18 protein-coding genes and 3 pseudogenes are annotated in these 15,317 nt (G+C 45.3%); 8 read left to right on the top strand and 13 right to left on the bottom strand.

What is annotated here, in order from left to right:
• Positions 1-103: 103 nt before the first annotated feature.
• From QMD66_07375 to QMD66_07360, 4 genes and pseudogenes are all read left to right on the top strand, one after another.
• A complete protein-coding gene (locus tag QMD66_07375) occupies positions 104-406 on the top strand; it encodes a hypothetical protein (protein ID MDI6822648.1) in 303 nt (100 codons plus the stop codon).
• A gap of 22 nt (positions 407-428) precedes the next feature.
• Positions 429-644 (top strand): annotated as a pseudogene (locus QMD66_07370) (GntR family transcriptional regulator).
• Between the two features lie 128 nt (positions 645-772).
• Positions 773-967 carry a hypothetical protein gene (locus tag QMD66_07365; protein ID MDI6822647.1) on the top strand — a complete coding sequence of 65 codons (195 nt, stop codon included), beginning with the start codon at positions 773-775 and terminating at the stop codon, positions 965-967.
• Positions 968-1,022: 55 nt separating this feature from the next.
• Positions 1,023-1,535 (top strand): ABC transporter permease subunit, encoded by a 513-nt coding sequence (locus QMD66_07360; protein MDI6822646.1) that lies wholly within the window; start codon positions 1,023-1,025, stop codon positions 1,533-1,535.
• 39 nt (positions 1,536-1,574) lie between these two features.
• Here QMD66_07360 and QMD66_07355 read toward each other — a convergent pair whose 3' ends face one another.
• The 12 genes from QMD66_07355 to nth form a co-directional block, all read right to left on the bottom strand.
• Positions 1,575-2,186 (bottom strand): transposase, encoded by a 612-nt coding sequence (locus QMD66_07355; GenBank protein ID MDI6822645.1) that lies wholly within the window; start codon positions 2,184-2,186, stop codon positions 1,575-1,577.
• Between the two features lie 156 nt (positions 2,187-2,342).
• On the bottom strand, positions 2,343-3,626 hold the full coding sequence (larA, locus tag QMD66_07350) for a nickel-dependent lactate racemase (GenBank protein MDI6822644.1): 1,284 nt from the start codon (positions 3,624-3,626) through the stop codon (positions 2,343-2,345).
• 529 nt (positions 3,627-4,155) lie between these two features.
• Positions 4,156-4,878, bottom strand: coding sequence for a UPF0280 family protein (locus QMD66_07345; protein MDI6822643.1), 723 nt, complete (start codon positions 4,876-4,878; stop codon positions 4,156-4,158).
• A gap of 55 nt (positions 4,879-4,933) precedes the next feature.
• Positions 4,934-5,860 carry a signal peptide peptidase SppA gene (sppA, locus tag QMD66_07340; protein MDI6822642.1) on the bottom strand — a complete coding sequence of 309 codons (927 nt, stop codon included), beginning with the start codon at positions 5,858-5,860 and terminating at the stop codon, positions 4,934-4,936.
• 91 nt (positions 5,861-5,951) lie between these two features.
• Positions 5,952-6,989 carry a DNA polymerase IV gene (locus QMD66_07335; GenBank protein ID MDI6822641.1) on the bottom strand — a complete coding sequence of 346 codons (1,038 nt, stop codon included), beginning with the start codon at positions 6,987-6,989 and terminating at the stop codon, positions 5,952-5,954.
• A 28-nt stretch (positions 6,990-7,017) separates the two neighbouring features.
• Positions 7,018-7,332, bottom strand: coding sequence for a divalent-cation tolerance protein CutA (gene cutA, locus QMD66_07330; protein MDI6822640.1), 315 nt, complete (start codon positions 7,330-7,332; stop codon positions 7,018-7,020).
• A gap of 18 nt (positions 7,333-7,350) precedes the next feature.
• The gene (locus QMD66_07325) at positions 7,351-8,259 is read right to left on the bottom strand and encodes a TIM barrel protein (protein ID MDI6822639.1); all 909 of its coding nucleotides are present in this window, start codon (positions 8,257-8,259) and stop codon (positions 7,351-7,353) included.
• A 161-nt stretch (positions 8,260-8,420) separates the two neighbouring features.
• Positions 8,421-8,864: a DNA polymerase ligase N-terminal domain-containing protein gene (locus QMD66_07320; GenBank protein ID MDI6822638.1), complete on the bottom strand. Its 444-nt coding sequence runs from the start codon at positions 8,862-8,864 to the stop codon at positions 8,421-8,423.
• 251 nt (positions 8,865-9,115) lie between these two features.
• Positions 9,116-9,859 (bottom strand): DUF72 domain-containing protein, encoded by a 744-nt coding sequence (locus tag QMD66_07315; protein MDI6822637.1) that lies wholly within the window; start codon positions 9,857-9,859, stop codon positions 9,116-9,118.
• 78 nt (positions 9,860-9,937) lie between these two features.
• Positions 9,938-10,729 carry a DNA-formamidopyrimidine glycosylase gene (gene mutM, locus QMD66_07310; protein ID MDI6822636.1) on the bottom strand — a complete coding sequence of 264 codons (792 nt, stop codon included), beginning with the start codon at positions 10,727-10,729 and terminating at the stop codon, positions 9,938-9,940.
• 24 nt (positions 10,730-10,753) lie between these two features.
• Positions 10,754-11,110 carry a molybdenum cofactor biosynthesis protein MoaE gene (locus QMD66_07305; GenBank protein ID MDI6822635.1) on the bottom strand — a complete coding sequence of 119 codons (357 nt, stop codon included), beginning with the start codon at positions 11,108-11,110 and terminating at the stop codon, positions 10,754-10,756.
• Positions 11,111-11,230: 120 nt separating this feature from the next.
• A complete protein-coding gene (gene nth / locus QMD66_07300; GenBank protein ID MDI6822634.1) occupies positions 11,231-11,857 on the bottom strand; it encodes an endonuclease III in 627 nt (208 codons plus the stop codon).
• Between the two features lie 574 nt (positions 11,858-12,431).
• Here nth and QMD66_07295 point away from each other — a divergent pair.
• From QMD66_07295 to QMD66_07280, 4 genes and pseudogenes are all read left to right on the top strand, one after another.
• Positions 12,432-12,971, top strand: a pseudogene (locus tag QMD66_07295) (UPF0236 family protein).
• A 77-nt stretch (positions 12,972-13,048) separates the two neighbouring features.
• Complete coding sequence (locus tag QMD66_07290) at positions 13,049-13,216, top strand: helix-turn-helix domain-containing protein (GenBank protein MDI6822633.1); 168 nt, start codon at positions 13,049-13,051, stop codon at positions 13,214-13,216.
• Positions 13,217-13,271: 55 nt separating this feature from the next.
• A pseudogene (locus QMD66_07285) lies at positions 13,272-13,394 on the top strand (ABC transporter ATP-binding protein).
• A 67-nt stretch (positions 13,395-13,461) separates the two neighbouring features.
• Entirely contained in the window at positions 13,462-14,733 is a 1,272-nt protein-coding gene (locus QMD66_07280; GenBank protein MDI6822632.1) for a hypothetical protein, read from the top strand.
• A 120-nt stretch (positions 14,734-14,853) separates the two neighbouring features.
• On the opposite strand, the gene QMD66_07275 is transcribed toward QMD66_07280, so the two are convergent.
• Complete coding sequence (locus tag QMD66_07275; GenBank protein MDI6822631.1) at positions 14,854-15,201, bottom strand: hypothetical protein; 348 nt, start codon at positions 15,199-15,201, stop codon at positions 14,854-14,856.
• Positions 15,202-15,317 lie beyond the last annotated feature (116 nt).

Raw genomic sequence — 15,317 nt, 5'->3', positions numbered from 1 at the left:
TCTAAGTGGGAGAAGAAACCCTTGAAGGAATTTACACAATTATCTTGACACTACCAAAAAGTATAAATTCGCCGAAGAGGTACCTCTCTCAAAAATCGGAAAAATGTCTCCCGAGGATATGATAAGAGGACTTTCCTCCCTTGTGGAATCCTCCTCCATCATCCTTGAAGGAACAGTCACAAGAGTTTTGCCTCCAGTGGAGATTGGACCTCCTTCCGGAGAGGAAGCTGAATATGAGGAATACGGTGATAAATGGGTCTCAATTGGTAAGGTGGTCAAGGTGGATAAATATCTTAAAAAGCCCTTAAATTGGGAAGAAGATGAGGTAGTTGTCAGGGAAGTTGGGTCTGAGAAAAAGATCGATAGCAAAGTTGAGATAATAGAACATCGGATAAAAATGTTTTAACGTGCACTTTGGATCGTGTATCATGAGTCATTTAGGGTTTCTTCCCATATACTTGCAGATCGTTAACCAGGTTAAACGCGCCGTTGCCTCGGGGGTGCTCGTGCCCGGCGATAGGTTGCCCACGGTTAGACAACTCGCCGTGGACTTAACCATCAATCCCAATACCGTGGCAAAAGCTTATCAAGAGCTGGAACGAGAGGGAGTAATAAGCACAGTCCCAGGGAGAGGGACCTTCGTCGGTCAAAAAAAGAACTCACCGAAGCCGAAAGGACTATTTTTTTCTCATCTCACATCTTAAATGACGTGGAAAGAATAGCCGACTGGGTTGGCATAATCAACAAGGGAAAGTTAGTTAAAGTGAGCCCCATGGAAGAGTTAAAGCTTAAAGAAAAGAGGGTAAGAGTGGTTTTCCAAAAGGAAATCGAACCAACTGAACTCAATGCCATTCCGGCTGTGACCAAGGTGGAAAGAGAAGAAAGGGGTTATCTCCTAACCGTCGACGGGGATGTAACCTCGTCCTCGCCGAACTCCAGAAACAGCCCCTCTTCGCCCTGGAGGTAATAGATCTGAACCTGGAAGATATCTTCATGGAAGAAGTTAAGGGAGATGAGAAATAATGTTTTGGAAGGAGCTCAGGGAATCAAGATGGCGGTTCATCATTGGACTCATCGTCTTCGTGCTTTTCGCAGCAAGCTTGCCCTTGCTCTATGAGTGGCTCTTCAAAGAATTTCTCAAAGAGACCCTAAAGACTGTGCCTTTCCCCTTGCCAAAAGAAGCCCTTGCACAAATTGAGCTTATGGAGAAGCAGTATGATTTCTATATCTGGTCCCAGTGGTTTGGAAAGAATCTCTACCAATTCGGTACGATTCTGGCCATTTTGATGGGTATGGGATTATTCGCCTCGGAAGCCTCAAAGCAAACGATGGAATTCCTGCTTTCAAAACCCATCAGTAGAAATCGGGTTGCCCTAGTGAAGTTCCTTGTGGGAGCCTTGGAAATTGCCATTATAGTCGCAGTGTCATCCTTTTCCATCTATCCGGCGGCAAAATTCACAGGTCATGATGTCGAACTCTCAAAACTCATCATCGGATCCGTGCCCACATGTGTTGGATTATTACTGATATTTTAGGGGACAGTCCCTCCCCAATACATTTACCTTGCATTTTCTTCAATCGAGACCAAATTTCTCCTCGAATGAGATCTTCATAGCTTCAAGTAACTTCAAGCCATCATGAATGAAATTTTCATACCTTTTAATTTGCACGGTGGGACGTTTGGCAAATAAGAAGAGCATTTCTTCCTTATCAACCAGAGGATCATCCTCAAATCCCAAGTAACAACGATGGCTTGAAAAACGCCAATCTTCGAGCTGCTCACACAAGCCAGCCATCACTGGATTTAAATGGATATAGCGGATAACCTGCAAAAGATAGGCATCGTTCTCAACTCGCCTTGAACCATATCGACCTTGAAAAACGTGGCCAGAGCGATTATGTCTTCTGTTAAAATACGTGGAATAAGATGTGAGAAGGCATCCCATTATCTTGGAAAGGGGAACTTGGGAGTCCGAAGGATATCCCAAGGAAATGAGCAAGTGAAAATGGTTAGTCAAAAGAGCGTAAGAAAATAACCTAAAAGCAAATTTCCTCTTATAGCCAGCGACCATATCCAAAAATTTGATTTTATCGGTATCGTCCAGAAAAATTGATGACTGATTATTTCCTCGCGAAGTTACATGATAAATTCCCTCAAAGAGTATTCCCCTGGACTTTCTTGGCATTTCCTCTCTCCCGTGAGAAATCGGTGACAATTTGAAAGTTAAATAGCAATTTTAGGGGAAAGTATAAACTAAAAAAGAAAGCGAGACAAGTTTTTGGGTAAAGAGACAAGTTGAGAGAAATTTGAAAAATTTACTTAATTATTCGAGGTAGAAAGATTATGTGGGGACTGTCCCCAGAGTGGTGTATCCTCGGGGCATGACATAAGCAGATGGGGCTTCCCCCAATTCGGCCCGAGCGATGCCCAAAGCTTCCTCGATTGAGCTCGCCGGAGTCAACCCCAGGCGATGCACATCATTCGGGTTTAATTCGGTCACCAGAATGATGTGAAATCTCTCCGCCTTCTCCATGGCGGAGTATATAGTATGTCCGGGAATGGAAAACCTCTCCCGTAAAACCTCCTCGATCTCTTCCTTGCATCGATACTTCAACCACTTACGATACTCAGGTGAAGGATAGCCCTCGCCACACTCAGCCAAAAGAATCATCACTCCCCCGTCCCGAAGAATGAAAGAGGCATTGTCCATGGCTTTGTGGGACTGAGCGAAGTTTACATCCATGGGATGTCCCCCACAGCTCACCACGACTAAATCGGCCTTTTCGCTGACTTTGACCCTATAATGCTCATCTACGAAACGGCAACCTTTCTCATGAGTCCTCCTCCAATGCCCAGCGAAAATTCCCGACAATTCCCCATCATCATTTAAAACCACATTGCACAGAAAATCGGGATTGACCATGGACGCAGCTTCAACCATATCCTCATGGACGGAATTTCCATTGAGTATGCCCGTCCTGGCGAGGGGGTTCCTACCCTTACCAGGATTTAAGACGAGTCGATGGTTGGATTGTATGGCTTCAAAGGAAGCTATTCCGGGGAGGATGCTTTTTCTTCCACCCCCGAAACCCGCAAAATAGTGGTAAACAATGGTCCCCGTGAGGATTATCCTGTCAGCTTCAAGTACTTGCCTATTGAGTTCGACCCTCGTCCCCCTACTCGTGGTGCCCACATATTTGAGATTATTTCGATCGTTGCAAACATGGTCGTAGAGAGTCACTTTCTCAGAAACCTCTTCGCCCACAATTTGTTGCTGCTCCTCCCTCGTATGTCTGTGATGGGTACCCGTGGCAAAGGTTATGAAGATATCTTCATTGGGAACACCCGAGGAATTAAGCTCATCCAATAATGCGGATAATATAAGATCGGATTTCGCTGCCCTGGTCCTATCCGAGACCAGGATGGCTATCCTCCCCCCTGGCTTGATTATTTCAGAGAGAGGAGGAAAATTATCGGGATTCCTTAAGCTCTCCCTCACCCTCTCTCGAGGATTGGGTAGAGGTGACATCTTTTTCGCTTGAATCACGCCCAGAAGATTTTCATCCCGAATCGAGAATTTTATCTTTTGATGCCCGTAGCTTAATTCAAATTCCCTGTAAGACATGGCAATTCAGTCTTTCCCTCCGCTCAGAGCCGAAAGCTGATGGCTGGAAACTGATGGCTCAAAGCTTATTTGAACCGCTCCAAACCGAATTCATCCAAGGATATCGATGGTCTTTCCTTGACAACCAGTTCGGCGATCAATTTCCCTGTCATGGGAGCCAAGGCGATCATAAAGAAATTTTAATCGCTAATGAGTAGCCAGATATTCAAATAGAAAGCCTCAAATGCTGGAAAAACATCTTTAAATACATGAAAAAAGTTCGTGAAAGATCAAAATAGCAACACTAAAATGTACCGGCGCCTAAATTCCATGTTTCTTGTTTTCAAAGTCCGAGTCAAATCCCAGATGCCTCGTTTAGTCACCTTACAACTGCAGGGAATATGCAGAACAGTTCCATAAGTATCTCCGTCGGACATAGGACTTAATTTTGAATTTTACATTGTCATTTTTCATTTTGAGTTTTAAATTTTGAATTTGAAACTACTGTTTAAGATTTATGCCCACGTATAATAATTATTGGTTAGACCACTTACAAAGGTGATATCTCCAGATCACCCCAGACTCCCATTTTATTGCCCTTTATGATGACAACACCCATGAGTCCAACGATTGTCTGAGCATAAGTTAGCGCCCTATCGATATCCTCGGGCCTGTGCACCTGATTGCCAATGGCTGTGGCGGTTGCATCGGCCAGACAAGTATCCTGAGATAAAACGACCACCGCATCGGCTTCCCCAAAACTTAAGGAGTGACCGAGAGTCCCAGCTGAAGTGCAGACCCCCAAGGGTGTTTGATCCGGCTTAATTTCGATGGCAATTTTGTTGCTCAATGGAGAATCTCCAGCGTAAATGGCAATCTTTCGGGGTTTCCTGGTCTTGATGAAGATATCTCCGCCGTTTTCAACGATGACCTCCCGTGAAAATTTCAATAAATCTCGCCCCACGAACTCCGCGATGGCACCGGCCACGGCGGCCATGGGTCCCACATCGACTTTCCTAGCCGCCTCAGCCATACTTTTGACTATTTCTGGAGCCGAATCGGGAACGTCATAAGGCTTGAGAGTGGTTTTAAAAATGGGGTGTTTGGCGATGAACTCTTCCAAATCTTTGCGATATTTTAAAACGGCTTCCAGTGCTTGATGGTAAAAATTTCCATTAGCACTGAGGTATAGGTCGGTTTCGGACACCAATACCTGGAAAGAAACTAAACCTTTGGCGAGCATTTTCTCTCGATAGAATCTCGGTTCGTACATCTCTTATTTTTATTCCCTCGTGAAGGATTGACACACTCCTTGGGAGTTTAGTGCTTTAATATGCGCCATATCTTGGCAATGGGAAAGCGTTTTGTAGATCCCTTAAAAGCAGGTAATCCTTCCCAAAAGTTTTGGCGAAGATGACACGCTGCAATTGTGAACTGAGTCCGAACAAGGTCTCCCAGATCGTTCGAGGAGGATATTCTTCCACAACTGGCTTTTTCGCTTTACCGAGCTTCGTCGCCAGATCAATTGCCTTTTGATAGTCACCCAACTCATCGATTAGACCGAGTTTCTTCGCTTCCACTCCCGTGTAAAGTTCACCCGTAGCGATTTTTCTTACCTTTGTCTCGGGCAATTTCCTATCCTTGGCTACCTCCTTTATGAATTGATCATATAACTCATCGCACATCGCTTGCATGATTTCTTTCTCTTCCGCAGTGAGCTGCCTTTGGAACATGTCCTTGTGCTTCCCTGACTTGATGGTCTGAAGTTTTATTCCCAGCTTTTCATAAAGACCCGAAAGATCTGCAACCTGAGAAACCACACCGATGCTTCCGGTGAGCGTCCCGGGTTTTGCCACAATTTTGTCCGCGGGAGCGGAGATGTAGTAACCACCGGAAGCCGCCATATCTCCCATGCAAACAACGATGGGTTTTTTGGCCCTTTTGACCTCCCCGGCGATCTCCTGCGAGGCTCCCACCGCACCACCGGGGCTATCAACCTTCAAAATAATTGCTTTTACCTGTGGGTCCTTTCGAGCTCGCTCCAGTTGTTTATGGACATACCTTGGCGTAATTCCCGGTTGAACGAAGGGGGAGCTTTGCCCATCCTCACTTATGGAACCATTCAAATTTATCACCGCAACCTTCTCCGCCCTGGCTGCAGGTAAGCTAATCAGACACACCGTGGTAACAAGTCCAACAAAAAGAAGGAAACACACCGCAATGATGGCAATGGCGATGATTACATTTCTTTTCATCTTCCTTTAACCCCCTTAACACTTGACTTTTTATTGAATTCGCTATTTGGTTAATTTTCTCATAAAATTTCTCTGTTTTCACATATAAAAATCAGTCGGACTTCACCAAGTTTGAAACCCTCACCCCAACCAGTCTCACTTTCCTTGAAAGATCAAACTTGGGTAAGAGAGCGAGAACCTCGTTGTAAATAATCTCCTGGGAATCCACAGGTTCGGGTGAGGTGTGAGACCTCGTGTGGGTGGAAAAGTCGCTGTACCTTATCTTCACGGTGATCGTCCTCCCTTGATAATCCGCATGGCGCAACTCCTTGACGAGGAATTTCACGAATCGGAATAGGGTATCTCTTACTAAATTCAAATCGGTCGTGTCTACCTGAAAGGTTGTTTCTCTTCCCATCGATTTTGGCTCATGGAAGGCAATGACCGGGGTTTCGTCGATACCCCGAGCATGATTGTAAAGCATCTGCCCATAGACCTTACCGAAGGTCGCTTGAAGAGTCTTTAACGGCACCTTCACGAGATCGCCAATGGTGCTTATCCCCATGTCCTTAAGACGGGCTTCCGTTTTCCTCCCCACGCCCCACAAGGTGGACACGGGAAGCGGCGATAGAACCCTTTGAACAATCTTTCTCCCAATCGATGTAAGACCATCCGGCTTGTTTAAGCCAGAGGCTATCTTGGCTAAAAGTTTATTGGGGGCAACACCCACGGAGGCTGTCAAGCCCAATTCCTCTTTTACCCTCCCCTTGATCTCCCTTGCGATTTCCAATGGATCCCTTTTACTTTCGGTTACATCGAGGAATGCTTCATCCAGACCCAGGGACTCCACTAAAGAGGTATAATCTCTCAATATCCTCATCAGTCCTTGAGATACTTCAGAGTATTTTTTGAAATCCACCGGAAGAAAGATGGCGTGAGGACACTTCCGAAAGGCAAGCCTTAGAGGCATAGCGGATTTTATGCCATACTTGCGAGCTTCATAAGAGGCAGTGGAAACGACCCCTCTTTTATGAGGATCGCCATTTCCTCCCACGACAACTGGTTTTCCTTTATACCCTGGATGCCTTTGTTGCTCGATTGCGGCGAAGAAGGCATCCATATCGACGTGGATTATCGCTCGCCTGGACACAACATCACTCTTATTTGCTTTCTCGCTGTTATTTTACTTCCTGGGCAATCCAATCCAGGAAATCGGGATTGCCCTCGGAGATATCAAAAGAAAGGATCGCCGGAACCTCATAACTGTGTAGCCCTTTGACCTCTGAGAGTACTTCCTTCACCAATCTCATTTCCGTCTTGGCGAAGATGAGTACCTCTTCATCTTCGCAAATTTTGCCTTGCCACCAATAGAAGGATTCAATTCTGGGAACGATGTTGGCGCAGGCAACCAACCTTTTCTCTACAATCGTCCGAGCTATCCTCCTCGCTTCGTCGATATTCGCCGCGGTTATGTAAATGAGGGAAAAAGCCATCTTAACCTCCTTTAGGCTTTAAGATATGCTTAAGTCCTTCAGGAATTTGAAACTATCGAGGAGTTCCGCGCGAGAAACCTTTGGATGAACCTCTATAACTTTGATGGTCTCCTCTTTCAAATATGATTTAAGCAAGGAAAAGTCCACATCGCCCGTTCCCGGTGCAAAGTGATCCTCTCTCCCCTTGGCATCATGCAGGTGCATCCCCACTATGTTGGAGGCATAACCATCCAAAAAATCCTTCTGGCTGGTGAATCCGACATACTCCAGATTGTGAGCGTGACCGACATCGTGCCAATATGCAACGGGAGCCCCCTCAAATTCCCTCAAGATGAAGCCTATTTCCTCATGAGAGGGAATCTCATGGTAATGATAGCGAGTCTCAATCCCCAAGATAACACCGAGTTTCTCCGCCACGGGGACCAACTTATCCAGACTTAGAAGAGCTCGATCGAAATACTTTTGGACTTTTCTCCTCCTCTCATCCTTCAACTCCTCCCTCAGCTCGTGAGCTTCATCGGTATCTCCCTTTCCCTCGTCGTGGAGCTCGTACAGATGATCCAGATTCGCTTTCAAAGGAATATTCCCCAAGTGCAGGATGACCACCTTTGTCTCAAGCTCAGAAGCATATCGAATCGTCCTTAAGGTGTACTCCACCGCGAGTTCTCGTTCTTTATCGTCATCGGAGGTAAAGAAAAATGCATCTCCGCTTCCCCTCTCCAAGATATTGGGAACGGGGAAGAAATTATGTATGCTCACCACGGTCAATTCTTCTTTTTTGAGTAGAGGGCGTAGTTCGGAGAAAAGATGAGGGGTGATGTGATACTCGAGTTCAATCACATGCGCCTCAAGGGAAAGTAATTCCCTCAACATTTCTTCACCCCTTTTTACCCTGCGTGAAAGCCAACTTGTGGAGATACCAAGCATCTTCCCAATTCTATGAAAACTTCTTAAGCATTCTCATAGTTTCGTAGGGAGGCGAGACGCGAGTGGCAGCTGGGTATGGCTTTAGTTAAATTGAAACCAGCCGACCACGTGTTTTCGGAGTACTTTAACCCATCTCGAATAATACACTTTGGGGTCTGTTATTATGCTTTAAAGAGCAACCAATTTCCCTTCCCCTTCTTGCGCATGAGGATCAGCACGAATTTTCCACTCAGGCGTTTTCCCTTGAGGATGAATTCGAGGCGATCGGATTTCCTTTCGATGAGTTCATACTCTCCGGAGTCCCAAATCTCAACGGTCCCCGCCCCATATTCACCGGGAGGGATGATTCCCTCAAAATCGATGTAGTCTACGGGATGAACCTCGACCTTAACTGCGAGATGTTTGATGCCCCGTTTAGTGGGAATCCCCTTCGGCACAGCCCAGGACTTCAGGACACCGTCTATCTCCAGACGAAAATCGTAATGGAGGCGAGTAGCTTGGTGCTTTTGCACCACGAATCGGTTAAGACCAGTCTCCTTTATCTCTCCCCTCGGTTCGGGAGTCTTCTCAAATTTTCGCTTTTCCCAATATTCCTCCAGTTTCATCAACATCAAAAGGATGAGGGATGAGTCTAAAGTATAGAGACTTCCTTAAGAAATTTCCAAATTGGTTTAGTCTTTCCTTCTAGACTTTTCCCTCTACCCTCTCCTTATACTATAGCAATATCTTCTCTTCTGAAGATGAGAATGGATGCGAAGACCCTTGGTTTTAATTTCAAGATCATAAAAGGGAGCCAAAAAACCAAAGCTACCCTTATTCTGTTTCGAGTTGCGAGTTTCGGGTTTCGAGATAATGCCTATCCCTGAATCAACTCTCTTAATTTTAAGGCATTATAAACGGCAAAGCCATAGGCGTCATTATTGAAATAAGCGTAAATATCTCTCCCCTCATGGAGCCATTTTTTCGCTTCAGAGGACCAGCCTTTAAGCTCACCATCGGAGTAATTGGAGCCATAGAGGATCTCCCCGCCGTGGAAACGCAGATAGACGAAGTCCGCAGTGGAGATTTCCACAAAGGGCCAGCGATTTGAGTGGGCAACGCAGAGAGAAAAATTGTACTTTGAAAGTAATTCGTAGATTTCATCGCAGAACCAGCTCTTATGGCGGAACTCGAATGCATGGCGGGTATTTCGAGCAATCTCATTCTGGGCGAGCAATCCACAAAATTCCTCCAATCTCTCCTCATTCATGTGGAGTCCCGGTGGGAGCTGCCATAAAACGATCCCTAGCTTCTCCTTTAAACCACTGGCGTTATCGAAGAATAGCTTCAAGGGATCCTCGCAACCGGCTAGTTTCTTGACGTGGGTGATGAAACGACTGCCTTTAACGGCAAAGATGAAATTATTGGGTGTACGATTGCGCCATCCCTCGAAAACCTTCCTTTTTGGAAGGCGGTAGAAGGAGACATTTAATTCCACTGTGTCGAAATGTTGAGCGTAGAATTCGAGCCATTTTCTCTGGGGAACATCGGGAGGATAAAAGACACCATTCCACCAATGTAGATAATTGTAACCGCTCGTGCCCACGAATACTTTGGTCATCTGTCCCTCCATTTCCCTCGTTTCCCATTATATGCCATAATCATCGCGATGCGAACAAGATAAGAGAAAGGGAGAAAATTAGCGAGGCTGGCATCTTGGACAAAAGTGCGAATATCTCCCCTGGATTTTCACGGCGTCCAACGGCGGGGCACACCTCGGGCAGATGCCTTCCCTTCGTCCCATCAGGAACCAATCGGGGCGCTCATGGATTGAATAGTAATTTCTCACCGATTCATTGAGTACTTCCTTTATGCTGTAAAATAATCTTCTGATCTCTGCGGGGTTCAACTCGTTTACACGCCTCTGGGGATGAATCTTCGCTTCCCATAGAATCACATCGCCGTAGACGTTTCCGATTCCGGCGATGAAACCTTGATCCATGAGTAAACTTTTTATCCTGCCCTTTCTCCTCCTTAACAGTTCGATGAATACATCAAGAGTGAAATCCTCATTCAGGGGTTCGGGACCCATAGTGTATAGAGCCTTGATTCCGCTGAAGTCCTCGTCGGGAACCACGTACATCTTCCCCAGCTTCCGTTGATCGGTGAAGCGAAGTTGCTTTCCACTTTCAAAGGTAAAAACGACGCGGGTATGCTTGTGTATTTCCTCCCAAGGATCGCAATAGATTAAATTCCCTGTCATCCGCAGATGAACGATGAAAGTAAAACCGTTGCTTAAGGGCAAGAGGATAAATTTGCCCCGCCGCCAAATATCGAGGATTTTGGCGCCCACGAGTCTCTCCTTGAATTCGGGCCAGGGGGGTATTTGGATGGGGTCGGGAATGAATATTTCAACGTCCTTGAAGATTTCCCCCAGAACATCACCCTTTATTCTGTCAATGACGGCTTCAACGTCCGGTAGCTCCGGCATAAATTCCACCGCACTCTCTGTAATTTAAGCTATATCCTCTTCTTTTTTAAGGACCTCTTTCTTGATTCGGTCGACCGTTTCTTTTAAAACCGGAAAGACATTGTCTCGTATGTCGCCGGCCACGAGTACGTACATGATGTCGTCACCCACGGATAATTTGCCTTCGTATACCTCCGCGAGGATCTCAGTTATCCCAGGGCAAGTTTTCATTTCCTTGATTAACTCATCTAACCTTTCGTGATCGACGTCGACCTTTACTCCCGTGACCCTCCGTCCATCCCTGGAGAAGCCTCTGACTACCCCATTGTGACAGAGGATCATGCCCACTCGATCAAAATCCGGGTGGTTTTTAATGCTCTGTAGTAGTTCAGCTATCCGCACTAAAAATCCCCCCTCTCTTTGGGGACAGTCCCCTCACTACCTGTTTAGCAGGGATAATTACGTAAAAATTTAAATTTTCATGACGCAATTCGCAAATTGACGCGCATGGTAAGTATCCAATCAAAGCCCTAGCTTCCCACAGAAGCTGAAAATGGGGCAAGCCTCACACCTGGGTCTCGCCCTGCAAACATTTCTCCCGAATTCGATCAAAGCTAGGTGCACTCTTCGCCTTTCACCCGCTGGTATCACCCTCTCAAAAGCCTTTTTGATTTCATCGTAACTGGCTTTCCTGCCCACCATGCCCAATCTCCTGGCAATCCTTATGATGTGTGTATCCACGGGGAAGACATCGCGTCCGGCAACGAAATTGAGTAGCACATCCGCGGTTTTGGGTCCCACTCCAGGTAATTTCATCAACTCCTTTCTTGCCTCATCCTCTGGAAGCCGTAGTATCTTCATCAAATCACCCTCGTATTGATGGAGTAAAACTTCGGCGAGCCTTTTGAGCTTCGAAGCTTTGGCACTATGAAGACCAGCGGGACGGATGCATTCCGCGAGTTCAGTGATATCGGCTTGAAGGAAGCTTTCCGGGGTCATTTCAAATTTATCCTTAAGGTTCTCAAAGGCTTTGATATTCCCCCGCCGCTCCGTCGCCTGTGAAAGAATGGTGGAAACGATTACTTCAAAAGGAGATAGGTTCTTGGACCAAGGGCGCACACAATAATTCTGAGCAATGATTTTAATCATTTCGGGAAAATCTTTTTCATCCATAATTGCTGCAAAAATGCAAAATGGGACTCAGACCTCCTCATAGTCCTTACCTGCGAGGTTAATATCTTATTTCAAATTTATCCTTCCTTGAAGGATTCTTCAATACCTAGGGTTGGATGGAATGAAAAGTCTACTGTCGGTAGACAGACAAAATTTTAAGTTAAGATTTATCATGCCTGGTAAATCAGCATGTCAGGTTAGATCTTAAAGGAATTCTTTCAGCATCTCTTGAGGAGGCAGGTACACTTCTTGCAACACGCACCACTTTTCGTGAGGCAGCCGATATAATCTCTCACCTTCTTCCCAAAGGGACAAGTGTAAGCCATGGAAAACTTCACACCCTAATCAGAGAAGTGGGAGAGGCTAAAGCAGAAGAGGAGGAAAAAGAAAGAGTCTCACTTTTTGAGAGTGGTGAACTTCCCCCTTCGGAGGGAAGAGAAATACATCGCCTCTTCATTGAGGCAGATGGAGTTGGAATCGCTCTCCAGAAGGAAGAAGAGAGGCGATGTGAGGTAAAACTTGCAATATCTTATGAAGGCGGGAGCCTCGGGGAAAAGAGTTTTCCTTGGTTCAAAAGACCATTCATGCAGGAATTGAGGAAGGAGAATCCTTCTGGCAAGCATTTTCAAGCTCACTTTCTCAAAAGTACGATCTTTCATCCATAGAAAACTTTGTTATTGGAGGTGATGGAGCTTCATGGGTTAAGCAGGCCGAAGATAGCTTTCCGAACTCGGTTTTCGAGCTTTCCAAATACCATATCCTAAAAAGCCTGAAATGGGCGCTGGGAAATGATGAGAAAGCTGTTAGCGCTTACTATGAAGCAGCAATTTTGGGATCAGCTGAAAAACTAGAGGCCATTCTAAAGGTTAAAAAAGAGCCAAGGGAAGGTGAGGCAAGAAAAAGGATAGGGATGGAGGAGAAACAGAAGGTTGTAGATATCTTAAAAGCAGCAAAGCGTATCCAATCTAAACTAAAAGAAGATCCTGAAGGCTGGCTCACAACTCACATGCCAGCACTTGTTGGTCCACATTCTTCAAGACCATGGGTTAAGGTCTTACGTGAACTATCAAGGATTCAAGTTGCGTGTTGATATCTATGCTAGGAGACTCGCCTACTAAATGTTGACACGAACAAAAGCTTCACAGAAGAAGGACACAATTGGCTCGTGTGGTAAAATATCCGGAAGAACGTAAAATTGAGTTATTGCAAGCAGCCAAAGAGCTGTTTTACAAGCAGGGCTACGAGCAGACCTCTGTGCAAAACATTGTTGAAGCTGTGGGAATCGTTTTCGGAGATACCGCCAATCAGAAGGATTTTCCGCATGGATTTAGCTGAGGCGACGAAGGCTGTAGAGTGATTTCAATTTCTGTACAGAAAGGGAGTAACAAGAATGACCACAGTGATTCGTACTGAGGGCTTGACCAAGTACTATGGCAAAACCCTGGGCGTGGCTGATCTGAACCTTGAGGTCAAGAAAGGCGAGATTTTTGGCTATTTAGGACCGAACGGCTCTATTTAACCTTTTCTTCATCGTCTTCGTACTTTTGGGCAAGAGAAGACTGGCTTTAAAAGTTTAAGAATTGACTCCCAATGAAAGGGGGTATAATATCCTGCCATCGAAGGATGCTCTCTTCATCTTGCTGTGCGTCATCATCAATCTGCACCAACTCAAGTCAGTGATCTCTCTAACCGAACCGAAATTTCTCCTCCTCTTCCCCTCCGCAGCTATTCTGGTTGCCATCATTTATCTACTATTCGATGTCATCGCTCGAAACCAGGAGCAAATAAGGGAAAAGGATGCCTTTAAACGGAAAATGTGTATGCTTGGAATACTCATCTTACTCGTGGGCATCCTACCCGGAGCCGTGAGGATTGGATTAAGACTTCAATCTCAACCTCATAAATTTTGCCACGACGGAGTGGTTCAAACGGAAGAAGCGATGAAGATGATCCTGCAAGGGAAGAATCCCTACACCGAAGATTATTTTCAAACTCCCATGAAGCACTGGGCGGATAAATGGCCGGAATCGACGACCCTCACCCACTACGTCTATCTTCCATTCATTTTTATCTTTCCCCTGCCTTTTTATCTCACCTGTAAAGTTCTTCTTGGATGGTTTGACCTTCGCCTAATATATCTTGCGGTTTATCTTCTGACCATTTTTCTCTTGCTCAAATTCCCCCGTGATTATTCCGACAAAATGTGCTTAGTTACCCTATTCGCACTGAATCCCAATTTTTTGCACTATCTATCGTGGGGAGTTAATGACATATTGCTCATCGGATTGCTCATCCTGACCATCTACGCTTTAAAGATCAAAAATTTTTTGCTGTCGGCGCTGTCCTTTGGGTTAGCCCTCGTTACCAAGCAATTTGCCTGGTTGCTGATTCCCTTTTACCTTCTATATCTCTACCGATTCAAAGAAAAAAATAAAACCTCGCTAATGAAAAAAGTCCTGGTCATTCTTCTAGTCGTTCTTATTTTTGTGGCTCCCTTCCTTGCCTGGGACTATGCGAGCTTTAAAGACGATGTGATCGATTTTCCTTCAGGAAGAGCCAAAATCAGCTGGCCCATGGGGGGATGGGGAATCGGTGGAACCCTCGTCGCACTCAAATTTGTAAAGCCCACGGATTATTTCCCCTTCTGGATATTCTATGTCCTCCTAGTGTTTCCACTAATGATCTTCCTTCTGTGGAGACAATATCGCTACAATACTCTTTCAATGGTGTTGACGGGTTATTTGATTACGCTCTTCATCTTCCAATATTTCTCCCGTTACTTTCACGGAAACTACCTGGATTACCCATACACATTTTTGTTATTGATAATATTCGGGGATTTAAAGAAATGAGCCCAAAAGAGACCCATCTCCAGATATATTTGGGTTCAAGTTGAAATATGAAACTAAACGCCCAGTTGAAACTCAGTGCACCTACGATGAAACTCAATATATTAATGGTCATACCAGCAATTAAAACTCTTCTAATATTCCCAGCCAGATGGCAAAGATCGTGTGTCCCTTAACCAAACCCAAAACTTCAGTAATCTCTCGTCCAGGAATCTCAGCAGTGTTCTGGAGCAAAATAGGATGTCTGGACTCAGCAGGTGGCACTTCTTTTTCCGGAGTTTTGACCTTCTGCTGTTCAACGGCTACGGTCAGCAAAACCACTAGGATACCACCTATTATGCAGTATATTGCCGCCTTGAGCCACCAGAGTAATGTGGTTTCATGGTAGATCATGTAAGGTGCCCCAATAAAGATTGTGGTAAAAAGCCCCAGCACGAAGGCCAGCGAGCCAAGCCATCGAAGAATCTTCATGGTTTCTTCCCCTCCTTTCACAAAATGGCTGTTTAATTTCTAAAACACCAAGTAAAGATCGATGTTTTAGACTAAAATTTTTGCTTTCACCCCCACTTTTGAGTAGGATTCTAAAG

The organism is Actinomycetota bacterium, from assembly GCA_030018275.1.
Taxonomy (GTDB): domain Bacteria; phylum Actinomycetota; class Aquicultoria; order Subteraquimicrobiales; family Subteraquimicrobiaceae; genus Subteraquimicrobium.
This window is presented reverse-complemented; position numbering and strand designations above follow the sequence as displayed.

Bases quoted from the DNA above. Each gene is read 5' to 3' on its own strand.
- QMD66_07320 (MDI6822638.1), bottom strand. From the start codon at position 8,864: ATGAAACTGGAGGAATATTGGGAAAAGCGAAAATTTGAGAAGACTCCC.
- larA (MDI6822644.1), bottom strand. From the start codon at position 3,626: ATGTCTTACAGGGAATTTGAATTAAGCTACGGGCATCAAAAGATAAAA.
- QMD66_07365 (MDI6822647.1), top strand. From the start codon at position 773: ATGGAAGAGTTAAAGCTTAAAGAAAAGAGGGTAAGAGTGGTTTTCCAA.
- QMD66_07360 (MDI6822646.1), top strand. From the start codon at position 1,023: ATGTTTTGGAAGGAGCTCAGGGAATCAAGATGGCGGTTCATCATTGGA.
- QMD66_07325 (MDI6822639.1), bottom strand. From the start codon at position 8,259: ATGCTTGGTATCTCCACAAGTTGGCTTTCACGCAGGGTAAAAAGGGGT.
- QMD66_07375 (MDI6822648.1), top strand. From the start codon at position 104: ATGTCTCCCGAGGATATGATAAGAGGACTTTCCTCCCTTGTGGAATCC.
- sppA (MDI6822642.1), bottom strand. From the start codon at position 5,860: ATGAAAAGAAATGTAATCATCGCCATTGCCATCATTGCGGTGTGTTTC.
- QMD66_07345 (MDI6822643.1), bottom strand. From the start codon at position 4,878: ATGTACGAACCGAGATTCTATCGAGAGAAAATGCTCGCCAAAGGTTTA.
- mutM (MDI6822636.1), bottom strand. From the start codon at position 10,729: ATGCCGGAGCTACCGGACGTTGAAGCCGTCATTGACAGAATAAAGGGT.
- cutA (MDI6822640.1), bottom strand. From the start codon at position 7,332: ATGGCTTTTTCCCTCATTTACATAACCGCGGCGAATATCGACGAAGCG.
- QMD66_07275 (MDI6822631.1), bottom strand. From the start codon at position 15,201: ATGAAGATTCTTCGATGGCTTGGCTCGCTGGCCTTCGTGCTGGGGCTT.
- nth (MDI6822634.1), bottom strand. From the start codon at position 11,857: ATGATTAAAATCATTGCTCAGAATTATTGTGTGCGCCCTTGGTCCAAG.
- QMD66_07355 (MDI6822645.1), bottom strand. From the start codon at position 2,186: ATGCCAAGAAAGTCCAGGGGAATACTCTTTGAGGGAATTTATCATGTA.
- QMD66_07315 (MDI6822637.1), bottom strand. From the start codon at position 9,859: ATGACCAAAGTATTCGTGGGCACGAGCGGTTACAATTATCTACATTGG.